Genomic DNA, 17,120 nt, shown 5'->3' on the forward strand with positions numbered 1-17,120 from the left:
TTATGGGTAGGCGGGTGAGGGATGTCGTCAGCCTCACCTGAGGCTTGTTCTTCCTAAACAACAGGATAAACCGGCACTTTATTGTTTTTTTATATATTTGTGCTATTATTAATATAAAGCACTGTAATACAGCGGTTTTGTTTCATGATAAGAACCAGACATAACAAGAAAATAAGTTTACTAGGATTGTTGCTCCTGACAGTCTTCGTGAACCTGTATCTCGTTCAGCTGGTTTGCGACCTGCCGCACCTAGCGCAGCGGCTTCAACCTGTCACTTCCACTGCGGCACACCATCACGGCACAGGGCATGGTGAGCACAGCCATACGCATGGCGGCCCCTCTTTATCCAAGAGCCACGGTGATGAGCACACACACCACGAGGAAAAGCATCCTGCTTCTCCAACACAGGATGCTGGTTGCTGCGCAGAGCAGGCATCTGCCCCTTTTGTAAAGGCCTCCCCGTCCGGAGAGCTGCCGTCACTGGCTAAGTCACCTGTTGCCTTTACAAGTAGCTTGTATCAAGCGGTACTAAGCCTACTGTACAAAGGGCACATTACCGAGGTGTCGCACGCTCCCCCCGATGCCCCTGTCCCTAAAATACCAGACATCAGGATATTCCTGCACTCTCTCATAATTTGATGCTCAAACTGCTCTTGAACGCATCAAAACAGGAAGAACTACGCTTTTCCTGTTTTGATGCGACGGGCTTCTATGCCTACTGCTAAAGTCGCCTTTTGTGGCCTCTTTAAGTATGTAACGGATTTGTTGTGTTTGTCCATCATGTAGGGTGATACTTAGCCGGTAAAGCAGCTTGTTGCCTACATTATTTTTTTAAAATGAGTGAAGAGAATCAGCACCAGCGGGTGCTTCGCATCAAAAACATGGTGTGTCCGCGCTGCATTATGGTTGTGCGGGAGGAACTGGAAAAGTTGCGCCTGCATGTACTGGAGGTAGAGTTAGGTACGGCTGTTATAGCTGAAAGTAATGAAATAGACGAAACAGCTATAAATGCAGCCATAACAAGCAAAGGTTTTGAGCTGCTACACGATAAGCTAGAAGAGCTTGTAGAAAGTACCAAAGTAGCTGTCATAAACTTAATCTACAGCGACGAAATCTCATCCCTTACCTCTAATTTGTCTACATATCTGGCAGAGAAGTTGGGTAAAGACTATTCTACAATCAGTACCGCTTTCAAAGCATGTGAAGGAGTGGCCTTAAACAGGTACATTGTGTTACAGAAAGTAGAACGCGTCAAGGAATTGCTTACTTACGATGAACTCCCTCTCAGTGCGATTGCAACCAAACTAGGATACAAGAGCCTGCAACACTTGTCAAGGCAGTTCAAGGAAGTCACAGGCACAACCCTTAACAAATACAAAAACCAAGGTGGTGCTGACCGCCACCCCATTGACAATCTATATTAAACCGGTAGTACTCCACTGATGCATAATTCTGCACCAGAATTCTATAAAACTACTTTAGTTGCGCATTAGATAATCTACATGTGTTTAAAAGTTTGTTGCACACAATGTAGGCAGCAGGTTTTAAGAATAGGTATAGTTGTTAGGTGTCGTGGAAATGTACCAGTTCATTACTGTATAACCCTTAACTAATACTTTATAATGAAAAACACCTATTTATTAGTTCTATTGATGTTGCTTTTCTGTGTAATCACTGTCAGAATCTCCTATGCACATGGAGGCGAAAAACACGAAAAGAAAAAAAGCGAAGCCACTGTTGTAAAGGCAGAAACTGCTGATACAGCTCAGTCACCTCAATCAGCACAAGATACTGCAGAGGCTCCACTACATGCACCAGCTGCAACCGAGCACACTGAGGCGCATGAGCATACTCCCAGCGAAGTTCATGCCTCACTCAGTGACTTTCCGAACACGCACCCGCTGATTGTGCATTTCCCTATTATGCTGCTTATGGTGGCCGCAGCAGTACTGCTTGTCAACATCCGTTTCCTGAGTAAAGAGCTAAATTGGGTTGCCACCATTGCTACCTTGATAGGGTTTGGCACTGCTTATCTGGCTGCTAACTATAACCATCCCCATACAAGTGGGCTGACAGCACATGCCCAACTGGTGCTGGATCAGCACGATCTGTACGCTGAGTGGACCGTGTACTTAGGTGCTGTCGGCGTAGTGGTGCAGCTTCTGAGCCACTTCCTTTTTAAGGGTAAGCGATGGAGTGTGGCTGTGGCTGCACTAGTTTTAACTGGATCGGCGTATGCCGTATCCATGGCAGGGCACTATGGAGCGCAGCTCGTGCACATTGAGGGCGTAGGCCCACAAGGCAGGTACCTGGAAGAGCATCATCATTAGTGTGCTGGCTTGAAAAGTGCGTAGCTTAATCTGCAACATAAGCAAGAGGCTTCTTAAGTAATGCTTTAAAAGCTTTAAGACGCCTCTTGCTTCTTGACACGTCGTGACGGCAGAGGTAGACTTAGTTCCTAGTCTTTTTATTTTTCCCGCTAACTCAACAATTTTTTGTGATTGCCGCCATGTGTCAAGAAAAAATCGCCTCAGAAGAGTTCCTCTTACAGCTTGTTACCCGCTATAGTAACTTTTTGAGCTGACACTGCACTGTAGTTTATACAAATGCAACAGTGGCAACATGTAATTTAACAACTTTCTATTTTTTAACCTTAACATTCAAATTATGAGAGGTAAAACTTCTATCCTACTTTTGGCACTTGTAATGGTACTATTTTTTCAACAATCATTTGCCCAAATCACAGACGGCCCTGAAGCCGAACAGGTAAAAAATGTGCTTAGTTCTTACAAAGAAGCCATTGAGGCCTTAGAGGCTTGTAACACTGCTAATCTCTTCGCAAAGGACTCTAAAATATTTGAGTCAGGCAGCGTGGAGGGGACTTATTCGCACTACCTGGACCACCACCTAGCACCTGAACTTAATGCATTCAAATCTTTTACCTACAGTGACTACAAAGTAGATGTGCAAGTAGATGGCGCCTATGCCTTTGCAACGGAGACTTATATGTATACTATTGTGTTGGCAAAAGACGGAAGCACCATCAAAAAGAAAGGAGTGACTACCTCTACGCTTAAAAAGAACAATGGGAAATGGGAGATTGTAAGTTTGCACAACTCTTCAAGAAACACAAAATAATTTTAAAAGCGTTGTAATTGTGTCTGTTGTTTAGCTTAAACAAAGCAAAAGTAAGAGGCCTTCAAGAAGGCTAGGTAGTTTGTTATAAATTAGTAAAGATAATTGAGTGCGCGCATTTCCGTTACGAACACGAATAGCTTTCTTCCATTGTATAAGTCCCTGTACCACAGCAGGGACTTATTTCATTTCTTCCACACCAGAAGTAAGTTTAAAGAGTAGTCCAGCTGAGAAAGCGGTTTGGATAAATCACTTGAAGTAACTGCATCTGCAGCAAGGAACTCCTTATTCTGAATTATGTGAGCCAGTGCACTTGCTCGCGTTAAGGAGTTCTGGTGTATTCTTCTAAGCACCACTGTAAATACTGGCTCAGTAAAAAGGCGATCAAAGGCAAGCCATCAGCCAGGTGTGATAAGTGTATTAAGTTCTAATTTGTACTGGGTACGGTAGAAAGGCCATCCGCAGTGGGGTTACCCAGTAGCCGTGCAGCATGTGAAGGCCTATCCCACACCTGTCTGAATCCGCTATAGTATTGGCTAAAGATGGTCTGTGCCTGTCAGTATTGTAGAAACTACTATCCAAACTGCCTTCTTCAATTGGGGTTGGAAGAGCAGCAGGGCAACTGCCACAGACATCAGCAAAAGCAAGACAAGCTGAAATACGAGTCCATTAGTTGTGTGGTAATAACGGTGTGTAAGCAGTTAAAGTACCAGAATTATATGTAGGCTTTTTTACCTTTCAAAAGTTCATTCTAAAGCCTAAATCTATCTTCAATTTCCATCAATCCTCTACTTTAGTCTTTCTTGCTGTGGTGCAGAATAGAAAGGCACTTTCAACAGTTAGTTTAGCGGTCGTGCTTCATTCATATTGTTATGAGTGGCAGGCTTGTCCATATTTGCGAAAACCCCAAACCTAAATTATTGAATTAGCCAGCAGGCCGACTACCGAAGTGTACAGCTATGCTTAAAAAAGTGACAGGCCTACCACTGCTCCAGTGCGACTATCACGAAAGACCTACTTGAAACGCTAATGCGTCTTTACATGCTGCTTGGTCGACCATAATAAATAAATTGAGCCATAGGACAGCCTTTGAAAACGGAGTATCACTAATACGAGTATAAATTAAAATGCAAGCCTTAACCGCATATTCTCATTAAACAAAAGTCACTTATCATTATGAACCTCGACCCTCACGCTAATCATAGTAACAGGCAGAACCACCATAATCACACGCACCACAGCACACCTGATCGCAAGGGAGCCCGGCAGCAGAAAGACCAGATAACAGAAGGGCTGGAGGAAAAGACGTTGCACGGGCACGAGCATGCCATGCACCAGGACACCTCCGGTCACCCACCGCACGGTGAGCACGGCCACGACCACCACCGCATGATGATTGAAGATTTCAAAAAGCGGTTCTGGATCTCGCTCGCGCTTTCTGTACCTGTCATTCTCCTGAGCCCCATGGTGCAGCACATCCTGGGCTTCACACTGGAGGTGCCCTATGGCATGTACATCGCTTTTGTGCTTTCTTCCATCATCTACTTTTATGGCGGCTGGCCTTTCCTGACGGGGCTGACTGAAGAGGTAAAGAAAGGCTCCCCGGGTATGATGACCCTAATCGGTGTAGCTATCACAGTCGCTTACCTGTACAGCACCGCCATCGTTTTCGGGCTGGAGGGCATGGATTTTTTCTGGGAGCTGGCCACCCTGATCGTCATCATGCTGCTGGGCCACTGGATCGAGATGCGCTCGGTGCTGGGTGCCTCCAAAGCGCTGGAACTGCTTGTGAGCATGATGCCCGCCGAAGCCATGCTGATACGAGACGGAGATACGGTTAAGGTTCGGATAGAAGACCTGCAGAAAGGCGACCTTATACTGGTGAAACCCGGCGAGAAAGTGCCAGCCGATGGCGTGGTGGAAGAGGGAGAAAGCCACCTGAACGAAAGTATGCTTACCGGCGAGAGCAAACCCGTAAAGAAAGCCAAAGGCGAGAAAGTGATCGGTGGCTCCATTAACGGCAATGGGGCGTTGCGGGTGCGGGTGGAATTTACCGGCAAAGAAAGCTATCTCAACAAGGTAATCAAGCTGGTGCAGGATGCGCAGAAGACCAAATCCGAAACACAGCGTCTGGCTGACCGCGCCGCCAGGTGGCTCACCTATATTGCCCTCTTTGCCGGCTTTGGCACGCTGGCGGTATGGCTGCTGCTGGGGCAGGAGTTTGCCTTTGCCCTAGAGCGGATGGTGACGGTGATGGTGATTTCCTGTCCGCATGCGCTGGGGCTGGCTGTGCCGCTGGTGGTAGCCATCTCCACGGCTGTCTCGGCCAATAACGGCCTGCTTATCCGCAACCGCACCGCCTTTGAAAACTCCCGCCTTATCACCACCATCATCTTCGACAAGACCGGCACCCTCACCCGGGGCTCCCACGAAATCGCCTCAGTGGTAACATTTGATAATATGATGGACGAGCGGGAAATGCTGCGGCTGGCGGCTGGCGTGGAGCAGAACTCTGAGCACTTCATCTCGCAGAGCATACTCCGGAGAGTAAAAGAAGCAGGTATAGCCGTGCCTCCCTCCCAGTCCTTTAACTACCTGCCCGGCAAAGGGCTGGAAGGTATAGTCGAGGGCCGTGACGTGAAAGTGGTGGGGCCAAACTACATCAAAGAATTCAACATACCCGTACCATCCAGCGAAGCAGAAGAAGGGGTAGAAACGGTGGTCTACACCTTAGTGGAGGGCCAGCCGATTGGCTACATCACCATGCGCGATCAGATTCGCGAAGAGTCGGCCGGGGCCATACGGGTGCTGAAGGAGAACGGTATTAAAAACCTGCTGCTCACCGGCGACAACGAGCGGGTGGCCAAAAGCGTAAGCGACAAACTGAAGATGGACGGCTACCTGGCCAACGTACTGCCGCACCAGAAACAGGAGAAGGTAAAGGAGTTGCAAAACCAAGGGGAGTTCGTGGCCATGACCGGCGACGGTGTGAACGATGCCCCTGCTCTCGCCCAGGCCGATGTGGGGATTGCCGTGGGCTCCGGCACCGACGTCGCCGCCGAAACTGCCGATATCATTCTGGTGAACAGCAACCCGCAGGACATTGCCTCGCTCATCCTTTTCGGCAAAGCCACGTACCGTAAAATGATCCAGAACCTGATCTGGGCTACCGGCTATAACGTCATTGCACTGCCCCTGGCAGCAGGGGTGCTCTACAACCAGGGCATTATGGTGTCGCCTGCCGTGGGAGCAGCCCTCATGAGTTTGAGCACGGTGATCGTGGCCATCAACGCACAGCTGCTGCGCCGACAGATAAAGTAGTCTTATTCCATCGCAGAAAGACTACACATGAAAAGGAAGCATCAGAGCGACATGAAGAGCCTCCTCTTGCCATCTGGTGCTGTGCTGATGATAGGATTTTTACTGAACTTGATTTGGGAGAAGGCACAGGCTCCTCTTTACCAGGAGTATAGTGGATTCTTTGGGCATTTTTCAATTTGCTTTATTGCGTCCATAGTAGATGCGCTGGTACTTCTACTCCTGTACAATCTGTTTGCAATGTCTAACCATAGCCCATACCGGCCTTTATACGTTAAGCTGAGGCAGTATGGGCTGTTAAGCTTTGCAAGCGGTGTGATTACTGTGTATTTTTATAATTGGGCACTGGCAGTAGAGCAATGGGTTTACACTGACGACATGCCCATGGTGCCTCTTATTCACGTTGGATGGCTTCCTCTTCTGTAGCTAATGATACTTCCCAGCCTGACCTGTTACATAAGTGGAATTATAATTAAAATTCTGCCTTATAGATAAGTAATGATATAGGGGTTTGACCATTTTATACTTTATGAGTTGAAAGTTATATATTTAGTACCCCTCCACCTCCTCAACAACGCCTTTACTTTGCCGCCGTAACAATAAGATGTTTAACCAAATAATTTGAGTATGAAAAAGCCTAATAATTGCACCTTACTTCTTGAGTCTAAACTCAAGATATTTATATTCTTTTTAGCGACAGTATTCTTCACTATCTCCTGTAATCAAGGCAGTACCAATGCTAGTGATGAGGCAGAGACTTCGAGCGAAACTACAGCCACAGAGACAATGGAAGACCATTCCCAGCACAACATGAATACCGGCGAGATGAGCGGTATGATGGGACACATGCACCAGAATATGGAGGAAATGCATGGCATGAAAGCAAAAATGACAGGAGATCCTGACTATGACTTTGCTCAGATGATGACCATGCACCACCAAGGAGCCGTCCGCATGGCAGAAGACGAAATAGCCAATGGCACTGACGCCAAAATGAAGGAGATGGCACAAAAGACAATGAAAACGAATAAAGAAGATATCCAGAAGCTTCAGGACTTTACGAAAACACACAAACCCACCAAAGGAGACACTGCCACTACCATGCAGATGATGCAGCCAATGAGCAAAATGATGGACGATATGCACCAGAACATGGGCAATATGGGCGGAGCAAACACAGATCACAGCTTTGCCCAAATGATGATACACCACCACGAAATGGGTAACGAGATGGCAAGAGCATTTCTGAAGCAAGGTAAAACACAAGAAATGAAACAAATGGCTCAGAAGACCATCGATGAACAGGAAAAAGAAATACAAGAATTTAGAAATTGGCTTGATCAGAACAAGCAGTAATTTTTAACTCTAGAATTACTTAGGGAATAAGGATGGCCACCGTAATTCTAGAGCGGTGGCCTTTGCCGTATTACAACATCGTCTGCGGCAGCATCCTTAACTCATGTAACAGTGGGCGCCCCTATTTTCCCAGGCTCAGTCTAAGCATTGTATGTGGTAGGTTATTACAAGGGACAACCTGTGTACATAGAAGGTGTAAGTTCATAAGGTAAGTTCCTGAAAGAAAATCACCATTATAAGATCCTACAGTTAAGAAACTATAAGTTTAGCAGGCAGAAGAGCGGCTCCCTTTATATGTGAAGGTTCAAAAGATGCGCTACAGTTAGGGGTATTGATTTAATCTTGTAATATTACTACTATTGAAGCTGTGGACTTGTGGGTAACTCGACAGAGTTATCCATAAATCCACAGCTATTTTTTTGCCTGTATCGCCATGAAAAAGCAGGAACAGAAGCAGAAAGCCAGAGCAGACTGGATCAAGGTTTACCAGCAGTTGGGGGCCATCAGCAAGGCTGCCCGCCGCTGCGGCATTGCCCGCTCCACGCTGCAGCGGTGGATTAGACGCCTGCCCGAAGAGGGACTAGCTGACCGTTCCAGAAGACCTCACCGGCTGGCCAGGCAGAAGTGGGACGACGAGGTGGTTAACCTTATCCTGGACATCCGAGACACTCACCGCTACGGCAAGATCAGGATCTGCTCTCACCTGCTGCATCATTACCAGATCAAAGTTTCCCCTTCTACGGTAGCCCGGGTGCTGGAGAAGTACAACATGAAGCTGCTTAAACGCTACCGCAAAAAGAAGGACTTTAAGCGCTACTCTAAAGACATACCGGGGGAAAGGGTACAGATGGATGTATGTAAGATTGACACCGGTATCTACCAATACACGGCCATCGATGACTGCAGCCGTTACCGGGTGCTTTATACCTATTCCAGGAGGACTGCTAAAAACTCTGCTCAGTTTCTGGAGCGGGTGGTCGAACAGATGCCTTTCCCGGTGCAGCGCGTGCAGACGGACAGGGGACGGGAGTTCTTCGGCCTTGCCTTCCAGGAAAAGCTGCGGGAGTACGGCATCAAGTTCCGGCCCGTTAAGCCGCGTTCTCCTCACCTGAACGGGAAGGTGGAGCGAAGCCAGCAGACGGACCTGCAGGAGTTCTACGTGACGGCAAACCTGAAGGATCCCCAGCTTAACGACCAGTTGGAGGAATGGCAGTTCCACTATAACTGGTATCGCTCCCATAGCTCTCTGAAGGGCAAAACGCCCATGGATGTGGTAACTGAAAAGTCAGCCCTGACGCCGCTTTGGGAAGACATAGAGGCAAAGTACGATCCGTCCAAAGAACCAATTCGTGAGCAGAACTTCGGTTGGGAGAGAAAGCTCAACAAATTCAAGAAAAAAGAAAACCTGCCAAAAATTAGAAATATCTAAATTCTGGCAGGCCTAAAACTGTAGCGGATCTATAGAACCACTACACTTTATAGATTATAAGGAGCCGCTCTTCTTCATTAGATACCAGAAGGTCAACTTCAAGTATCTACGAACTCAGTTGCTTCAATACACAAACGTGAGGCCAGCGCCATACTTCATGTCGCTGTCGTAATGCGTTGATAGGGATGTATACTTGGTTACAATGTAGCGCAGGCCAACCATGTATTCTTTGTCGGTGTTGCCCATCAAGTTCAGGCGCAGGCGGCTGGTCAGTGGCACATCATCGCGCCGCAACTGGAAGCGCAGTTTCCCCTCAGTGTCTACCCTCATTTCCGACACGATCAGCATAGGCAACGTGTACTGCACACCGGCTACAAAGGCTTTCCGGTTATTCTGGTTGCTTAACTGCCCAAACATATTGTTCTCAGGCTCATTCACAGTACTGTTGTAGTGATAGTCAAAACCGATGAAGGGGAACAGCCACTGCATTTTCCCAATATAACGGCCAAAGTAGGTTTCACTTTCTATGCCGTACTCCTTCTTAAAACCAATACGCCATTCGGTGGAGATCTGGTAACGGGAGCTGCCCAGTATAAACTCTCCATCGCTGCCGTTGCTTTCCAACCCTATCTGCGCAGATGGTAGGAAAACCTTGTCTTCGCGATTAAACATTTTACGGGCCTTTTCAGGATTCGGAAGCTCCGGGTTTGGGGGTGAGTTCTGATAGGTGAACACGCGGCCCATGCCGGCAATCATGTGGTAGAGTATGTGGCAGTGGAAGAACCAGTCGCCGCTCTCGGAGGCTGCAAACTCAATTGTGTCGGTTTCCATGGGCAGTATATCGAGCACATTTTTCATAGGCGCGTACTCACCCTGCTTGTTGATCACCCGGAAATCGTGCCCGTGCAGGTGCATGGGGTGTCGCATCATGGAGTTGTTGAACATGATGATCTTCACATTCTCCCCCTTTTTTATCAGGATTCTGTCAGACTCTGAAACAGTTTTATTGTCCATGGTCCACACATAGCGGTTCATGTTGCCGGTGAGCTCAAAACGCAGTACTTTTTCCGGCCCGGGTTTAAGGGTTGTCTTCTCAGTTGCACGCAGCATGCCATAGTTCAAGGTAACCATCTCGCCATTGCTGCCACTAGTGCTCATGTTGTTCATGTCGTGCCCCTGCATATGATGGCCTTGGTGTGCGGTAGTGTCAGCCTGCTGCTTCATATGCATACTGGTGTCAGTAGCGGGTTTCATCTCATCACCCCCATGTATGGTGTGGTCCTGCCCTGAAATTTCCGGGTACATCACGCTGTTCATGTCCATCTGCTGGTTGCTCATTTGCATATCCATCGGCTGCATGTCGCCACTCATTTTCATCATGTCGTTCATCATCTTCATGCCCTCAAAGTACTTGAGTTTGCCCAAGCGCTGTGCCGGCATTTTCATGCCCCTGCCCAGCCACAACGATGTGGAATTAGTGCGGTCTTCGGCAGTCGCTAAAAACTCGTACTGCATGTTCTCCGGTATGGTAACCAGCAGGTCGTAGGTCTCTGCAGGAGCAATAATCAGGCGGTCCACTTCTACAGGCTCCACATCGTTGCCATCGTTTCCCACCACCGTAATCTTACTGCCGGAGTACGTTAGCCAGAAGTAGGTGGAGGCACCGCCATTCACGACCCTGAGCTTCACCACATCCCCGGCCGTGAAATGCGTCTGCTCCGCTATATCCTGCCCATTGGTCAGGAACTTTTCATATGCTACGTCACTCACATCCATGGCTTCCATCCGCTTCCATTCATTTTTCAGCTTGGTGCCAAAGTAGCCTTTCCGGATGGCCTCCGCATAGCCCTGTGTCGCACCTTTCTGTATCGAGAACCAATCGTTGGCACTACGCAGTGACCGGTACACCTCTTTGGGGTTCATATCGGTCCAGTCGCTGAGCACGATCGGTATAGCCGGCATATCCGGTTCATTCACTTTGTTAAAAATCAGGGCACCGTACATGCCGCTTTGTTCCTGAAAGGCGCTGTGGCTGTGGTACCAGTAAGTACCGTTCTGAATGATCGGAAATTTGTACAGGTAAGTGGAATGGGGCTTGATCGGTTTCTGGGTAAGCCAGGGCACGCCATCGAACCTGTTAGGCAGAAACACACCGTGCCAGTGAATGGAGGTTTCCACGTCCATCTCATTATGCACATAAATCTCGGCCGTGTCGCCCTGGGTAAAGGTTAAGGCAGGCGCCGGAATACTGCCATTTATGGCCACTGCTCTTCTGGTTCTACCGGTAAAGTTTACCAGGGTATCCCGTACATAGAGGTCATATCGAACGGTGCGGGGTTTGTAAGTTTGGCCCGGGCTCTCCGGTTTGTGCCCTGCCTTATGGACTGGCTTCTCTTTTTCCTCTGGGTTTTGAACAGGTGTTTCAGTTTTTTTCGGAGTAGGTTGTGCATGTTTATGAGCAGGCTGTGTTTGTTTCTGCTGCACGGGTTGCTTTGGAGGGGCAGCAGGTTTGGCTTTGGCCGGTTCTTTTTTGGGAACCTGCTGCTGTTGCTTAGCCGGAGCTTTGGGCTTTTGCTTTACCAGCGTCATGCCGCACTTGGGGCATTTACCAGGCTTAGTACTTTGCACTTCGGGGTGCATAGGACAAGTATAAATTTCGGTCTGTTGCTGGTTAGGCTTATGCTGTTCATGCTGCGCGTATGTGTACTGCCCTAAGCCGAGCAATAACACGAGTATTAATAGTTTGTACATTTTAAGCTGATAAAGAAATGAAAAGCGTTTTATTGTTTACCTGCGACACGCAATGCTTAAAGGGCCTTTGTCCGAGTCTAAGCTGGTGCGACTACAGTTTTATAGCTCTCTTTTACACGAATAATAGATTAAGTTTGCCTCTTTTATACCTGTATAAAATGGTGATGACCTGACCAGCAGATTTAGCTAAACTCCCCTCTTCTAACATATCATGGCAACTAATTAGTAATTGTTAACGCAGTCAGACATAGTCTCTTTAGTTGATTGTGGGTGACACTGTGACTCCACCTCTGCCTCCTTTTCCAAGTTCATCCAGGTACCCTTTGCAAATTTATAGGCCAGTACTCCTGCACGGGTTACAATGTCTACACCAATGGCAATCCAGACACCTGTAAGACCCCACCCCAGGGTAATTCCCAAATAATATACCAGAACAGTGCGGATGGCCCACATACCGGCCGCCGTCAGGTACATGGGGAACCTAGTATTATTGGCAGCCTGGTATGCGCCTGTAAGGGTTAAAAGAGCCGCCAGAAAAGGCTGAAACGCACCAGAAACCTTCAGGGCGTTTCCTATTTTAGAGATCACTTCCGGGTCTTGAGAGAACAGGCTGCCAGCCCACTCCCCCAGGAAGAAGAGCAGTAAACCCAAAACACCCATGATGCCAACAGCCATCCAGGCTCCTATCTTCGTAAAGGAAACCGCCTCCTCTATCCTTCCTGCACCTATTTGCTGTCCGGCCAGTATCGTAACCGCTGTGGCAAAGCCATAACCTGCCATATAAGACACTACCTCCACGTTACCAGCAATCTGATGGGCGGCAAAGACGTTGGTGCCGAGCGAAACGATAAATCCGAAATAGACGATCTGCCCTGCCCGCATGATGAGCACTTCACCGGCTGCAGGACTGCCTAAAGTAGCCAGTTCCCTCTGATGGCCCCAGTCAACCGACCAGAAGTCTTTCCGGAAGGCCAGCACCTCCGAACGCTGGATGTAGTAAATGAGCAGTAGGGTCCCAAGTATGCGGGAGGCAACTGTAGCCAGCGCAGCACCCGTTACACCCATTTCGGGAAAGATCCAGAACCCGAAAATAAGAGCATACCCCAGGAGCGCATGGAAAACATTGATGATAATACTGACTTTCATGGGTGCCCGAGTGTCTCCTGAACCGCGTAAATTGGCACTGAGCGCAAACATGAGCGACATAAAAACGGAAGGAATACCCACAACCCGGAAATAGGTCTCCCCTATTTCCAGCACCTGCTCTTCCAGTCCCATGAGTGTGAGCAGGGGGCGTGCAAAAAACAGCGTTACGATACCTGTCAGTATCCCGAACAGGATGGAGAGTATAATAGCCTGCTGTGCTATATGCCGGGCTCTTTCTACTTGCTTTGCTCCCAAGGCATTTGCCACCCTTACGTTTGCTGCTACCCCGATTGCCATAAAAACGGCAAAGTAAATAGCCAATATGGCGTTGGTGGCCCCTATAGCGGAAACCTCAGCCAAACCAATCTTTGACACAAAATAGACATCCATAAAGCCAATAAATGTCTGAAAGAAGTTCTCTACTACTGCGGGAAACGCAAGAAGCAGGACAATCTTCATTTTGTCGGGAATAGTGGTAGTAACCGGTGTTTCTACATGCTCTTTATTAGCTTCCATTGGTAATATTGCGGTGTGCTGCTTTTAGTGGTAGTGCCCATGATGTCCCTGCCCCGGAAGCTCAGCTACTTGCACTACATAGTCCAAAGTATAAAGTAGCCCATTCAGCAGGAACTGAATCCATACCCGGTATAATCCCGTGGCAGTGAATGCTGAGTGCAGCACCAGCACGTCATCGTGCACCATGGGATGTACATGAAGATATTCCTTTGTATCCACATTAATCATGACCACATGGGCCTTAGCACCCAGAAAATCACCTAGTGAAGAGGCCGGTATGGCAGCCTCCGCCTGTTTAACAGAAACGCGAATGGAGTTAAGGTCCTGTACATCCAGTTGCACGCTAACACCATCCACAGCCTTACTGAGCACATTCTGTTGGTAGAGTTGTACGTCCCGTTTATCACCGGCAACATCCACCGTTTTTCTGATAACAACCGGTGAGCCGTTCAGGGGCTTTATGTCGCAGTAGAGGAGGAACTTGCCACCGAAGGGAAACGAGAAATCAACGGTATATTCCTTGCCTGTCTTCTCAGGGTGCTCATGGGCAAAGAAAGAAAGATCCTCTGATACAATGATCAGGTGAATGTCTTTGGTGTGCACCTCTTCCAGTTCAAGGGGAATCCCGTCTGCTTGGGTACCTACAGGGGTTAGCCCAACTCTAGTTATTTCTTGCGCCTTTAGGGGATGAGGTTTATACGCAAATAAAACATCAATCGAATTTTCCATAGTATAACTTTTTGCCAATTATGTGGGACAGTATAGTACAGAAGTGGCTTGAAAAACTGGCGCCTGCTGCACTGCAGTGCCTATTAGGTAAATGAAAACAGAGCTGCGCAGCATGCAGCCCTGTTTCCTTTAAAAGACAGACAACCTGAAAAACATTTACATGTTCTTACCTTTATTGGTTGGCACGCCATGCTCATTGACAAACTCAGACAGCTCAATGATCTCCTGAGACTGCTCTTCAATAATCAATTTGGCTTCCTCTAACGCCATTTCATCATCTCCCCATTTCAATTCTGTGTTTGACATAGCAATAGCTCCCTGATGGTGGCAGATCATTAGGTTCGCAAAATCCACATCCGGATCCGGTGTATCACGAACTTGCCGCATGCACTGCATCATTTGCTGCATATCCCTCTTCATCTCCATCATAAACAGCTTGCACTGCGCTTTCGAAAGTGGTTCAGGTGTAGGGTGAGCCGCTAGAAACGCCTGTAGCCTTTCCTTGCTGGCCTGATTGCCCTCTTTCGTTTTTACAGCCAACTCTTTAGCTTCCGGCTCATGACCATACTTCAATTCAATGTCCGCCATCTTTATACCCATCTCGTGGTGCATGATCATCATGTTAGCAAAATCAATGTCCGGATCGCAGGTCATCTCAATCTGGTTCATCATCTTCATCATCGAGTTGATCACCTGCTGCATCTCCTTGTCAAAGGCTTTGTCGTCCTCCCAATAAGCACCTTTTGCCGCTTGTTCTCCGGTTGCGCTTAACGGAGTAACAACATCTTGCTCTTTTTCGCAGCTGCTGAGTACAAACACAGCAATCACCATAAGGGAAAAGCTCTTGAAACCGATAAATTTTGTTTTCATAAATATTAAATTAAGTGTTAAGAATATGCAATAAATCGCTTGCTCTGGACAGTTTATCAGGCTGTAGCCAAACAAAATACCCTGACCGCTCTTGCAAGCTATAGAGCGATCAGGGTGATTTTATTAAAAGATTACACTCTTTAACATATACAGTTTGCTACGCCTGCTGACAGGCCTGTTCACAGCGGCGGCAAGCTTCAGCGCACATGCGGCAGTGTTCCATATGCGAGTGTTTTTCACACTCTGCACCACATTCTCTACACACTCTGGCACACAGATCCAGCACTTCTCTGGAGAAGGTAGAATCCCGTGATACATAGTCCAGTGCCATTTTACAGATTGCAGCGCAATCCAAGTCAAGTCGGATGCAGCGTTCCATCATTTTCACATCATCTTCCTGCAGGCAGGAAACTGCACAGTAGTTACAGGCTGCTGCACACTCAGCTAATGCGGTTATTAAGTCTTTATTCATAATTATCTGGATTTTAATGAAACATATGCTTGGTTATACCCATCCGAAGCCCCTTCCGTTTTATATATTCTTGAACTATAATTATATATTTTTGGTGGCGGTACTACCTTAGGTGCTCTTTAAAACAGGTAAAATCAGCCCTAGCAGTGGCTGCAAGCTTACATTTGCCAGGGTCTGTCACCTCTATGCTGTTTAACTCCCTACCTGTTATTGCGTTTAGAAGAACGTGCTAACGATGCGATGTACTTTATGAATTTGCTGTATCTCTTCTTGGGAGCTCTTATTTTTACCTTAATTGCACTGGATATCATTAAGACCACCTTTTCTTCTAGCGGAGGCGGTCGGATTACGGAATTAGTGTCTAGGGCGGTGTGGAAGACTTTCTTCTCTGTCTCAGGTAAAGAGGGGAAATCAAAATTGCTTGAGTATGCGGGACCATCTATCCTTACCTGCACGCTTCTGACCTGGGTCCTTGGGCTATGGGCAGGACTGTTCCTGCTGCTGCTCTCTGATCCAGACTCTGTTATAAACAGCACTACCTTATCCAGTGCCAGCCCTTTGGAGAAGCTCTACTATGCCGGCTTTACACTTTCCACTTTGGGAGTGGGAGACTATGTGGCATCGAATGATGTGTGGCGGATTATTACGAGTGTCACAGCTTTCTCAGGCTTAGCTTTCATCACTGCCTCCCTCACCTATTTTGTACAGGTACTATCTGCCGTAGGTTTGCAGAGCAAGCTCAGCCTTTATATCAATAGCATGGGTAAATCGCCGCAGCAGATTCTGGTTAACAGCTGGGACGGGAAAGGCTTCTCCTCCTTTTTTGATAATGTGTCAGATATTTGCCAGATGCTCATGCAGCATACTGTTAACCACCATTCCTTTCCTGTGATTCATTACTTTCATAACTGTCAACCAAAGTTGTCTGTCGCACCCGCTGTTGCACTGCTGGAAGAAGCACATCAGCTCCTGAAGCAAGCCGTATTACAGGATGTTATAAAGAGCGAAGTTAAAATGACAATGCTACAAACGGCACTGGATTCGTATCTGGAGATGGTGAAAGGAAGTTTCCTGAAAAACACTTCTCCCCAGGAAGCTGCTCCTATACCTGATATAGGGAAAATGGAGGAGAAAGGAGTTCCAATTAAAAACAGGGAAGAAGTAGAACAAACTTTTAAACAGAACCTGAAGGACCGCCGGAGACTGCTAACTTCGCTTTTAGAAATGGACGGATGGTCCTGGAAGGAAGTGTACAAATGAGGAATAATTAACTTTTACAAACAAAGTTGTCTAAAGCCCCGTCTTATTGAGATAACCCTACCAAAGCTGGATCGGTTGCCTCACCAATTTAATATCATGGCCATTGATACCCAATACCCGTACAATCTCTGCCTTAAG

At 47.5% G+C, this 17,120-nt stretch carries 13 protein-coding genes; 8 read left to right on the forward strand and 5 right to left on the reverse strand.

What is annotated here, in order from left to right:
• Nucleotides 1–836: 836 nt before the first annotated feature.
• From C8N40_RS20145 to C8N40_RS20175, 7 genes are all read left to right on the forward strand, one after another.
• Nucleotides 837–1,424, forward strand: coding sequence for a helix-turn-helix domain-containing protein (locus C8N40_RS20145; RefSeq protein WP_108213621.1), 588 nt, complete (start codon nt 837–839; stop codon nt 1,422–1,424).
• Between the two features lie 198 nt (nt 1,425–1,622).
• Nucleotides 1,623–2,330, forward strand: a complete 708-nt coding sequence (locus C8N40_RS20150) for a DUF2231 domain-containing protein (RefSeq protein WP_108213622.1) — start codon at nt 1,623–1,625, stop codon at nt 2,328–2,330.
• Nucleotides 2,331–2,667: 337 nt separating this feature from the next.
• Nucleotides 2,668–3,138: a nuclear transport factor 2 family protein gene (locus tag C8N40_RS20155; protein WP_108213623.1), complete on the forward strand. Its 471-nt coding sequence runs from the start codon at nt 2,668–2,670 to the stop codon at nt 3,136–3,138.
• A 1,173-nt stretch (nt 3,139–4,311) separates the two neighbouring features.
• Nucleotides 4,312–6,456, forward strand: coding sequence for a copper-translocating P-type ATPase (locus C8N40_RS20160; protein ID WP_108213624.1), 2,145 nt, complete (start codon nt 4,312–4,314; stop codon nt 6,454–6,456).
• 27 nt (nt 6,457–6,483) lie between these two features.
• Complete coding sequence (locus tag C8N40_RS20165) at nt 6,484–6,879, forward strand: hypothetical protein (RefSeq protein ID WP_108213625.1); 396 nt, start codon at nt 6,484–6,486, stop codon at nt 6,877–6,879.
• Nucleotides 6,880–7,080: 201 nt separating this feature from the next.
• Entirely contained in the window at nt 7,081–7,809 is a 729-nt protein-coding gene (locus C8N40_RS20170; RefSeq protein ID WP_108213626.1) for a DUF305 domain-containing protein, read from the forward strand.
• A 433-nt stretch (nt 7,810–8,242) separates the two neighbouring features.
• Nucleotides 8,243–9,238: an IS481 family transposase gene (locus C8N40_RS20175; protein ID WP_108213627.1), complete on the forward strand. Its 996-nt coding sequence runs from the start codon at nt 8,243–8,245 to the stop codon at nt 9,236–9,238.
• Between the two features lie 123 nt (nt 9,239–9,361).
• On the opposite strand, the gene C8N40_RS20180 is transcribed toward C8N40_RS20175, so the two are convergent.
• The 5 genes from C8N40_RS20180 to C8N40_RS23515 all read right to left on the reverse strand — a co-directional run bounded on the left by C8N40_RS20180 (nt 9,362) and on the right by C8N40_RS23515 (nt 15,722).
• Nucleotides 9,362–11,878 carry a multicopper oxidase domain-containing protein gene (locus C8N40_RS20180; RefSeq protein WP_211318158.1) on the reverse strand — a complete coding sequence of 839 codons (2,517 nt, stop codon included), beginning with the start codon at nt 11,876–11,878 and terminating at the stop codon, nt 9,362–9,364.
• A 333-nt stretch (nt 11,879–12,211) separates the two neighbouring features.
• Complete coding sequence (locus C8N40_RS20185) at nt 12,212–13,651, reverse strand: MATE family efflux transporter (protein ID WP_108213629.1); 1,440 nt, start codon at nt 13,649–13,651, stop codon at nt 12,212–12,214.
• A gap of 24 nt (nt 13,652–13,675) precedes the next feature.
• Nucleotides 13,676–14,380: a hypothetical protein gene (locus C8N40_RS20190; protein ID WP_108213630.1), complete on the reverse strand. Its 705-nt coding sequence runs from the start codon at nt 14,378–14,380 to the stop codon at nt 13,676–13,678.
• 156 nt (nt 14,381–14,536) lie between these two features.
• Nucleotides 14,537–15,250, reverse strand: coding sequence for a DUF305 domain-containing protein (locus C8N40_RS20195; RefSeq protein ID WP_108213631.1), 714 nt, complete (start codon nt 15,248–15,250; stop codon nt 14,537–14,539).
• A gap of 157 nt (nt 15,251–15,407) precedes the next feature.
• Nucleotides 15,408–15,722 carry a four-helix bundle copper-binding protein gene (locus tag C8N40_RS23515; protein ID WP_108213632.1) on the reverse strand — a complete coding sequence of 105 codons (315 nt, stop codon included), beginning with the start codon at nt 15,720–15,722 and terminating at the stop codon, nt 15,408–15,410.
• Between the two features lie 210 nt (nt 15,723–15,932).
• On the opposite strand from C8N40_RS23515, the gene C8N40_RS20205 reads away from it, so the two are divergent.
• Nucleotides 15,933–16,982: a potassium channel family protein gene (locus C8N40_RS20205; RefSeq protein ID WP_245905203.1), complete on the forward strand. Its 1,050-nt coding sequence runs from the start codon at nt 15,933–15,935 to the stop codon at nt 16,980–16,982.
• Nucleotides 16,983–17,120: the final 138 nt, after the last annotated feature.

Source organism: Pontibacter mucosus (genome assembly GCF_003054055.1).
GTDB lineage: Bacteria > Bacteroidota > Bacteroidia > Cytophagales > Hymenobacteraceae > Pontibacter > Pontibacter mucosus.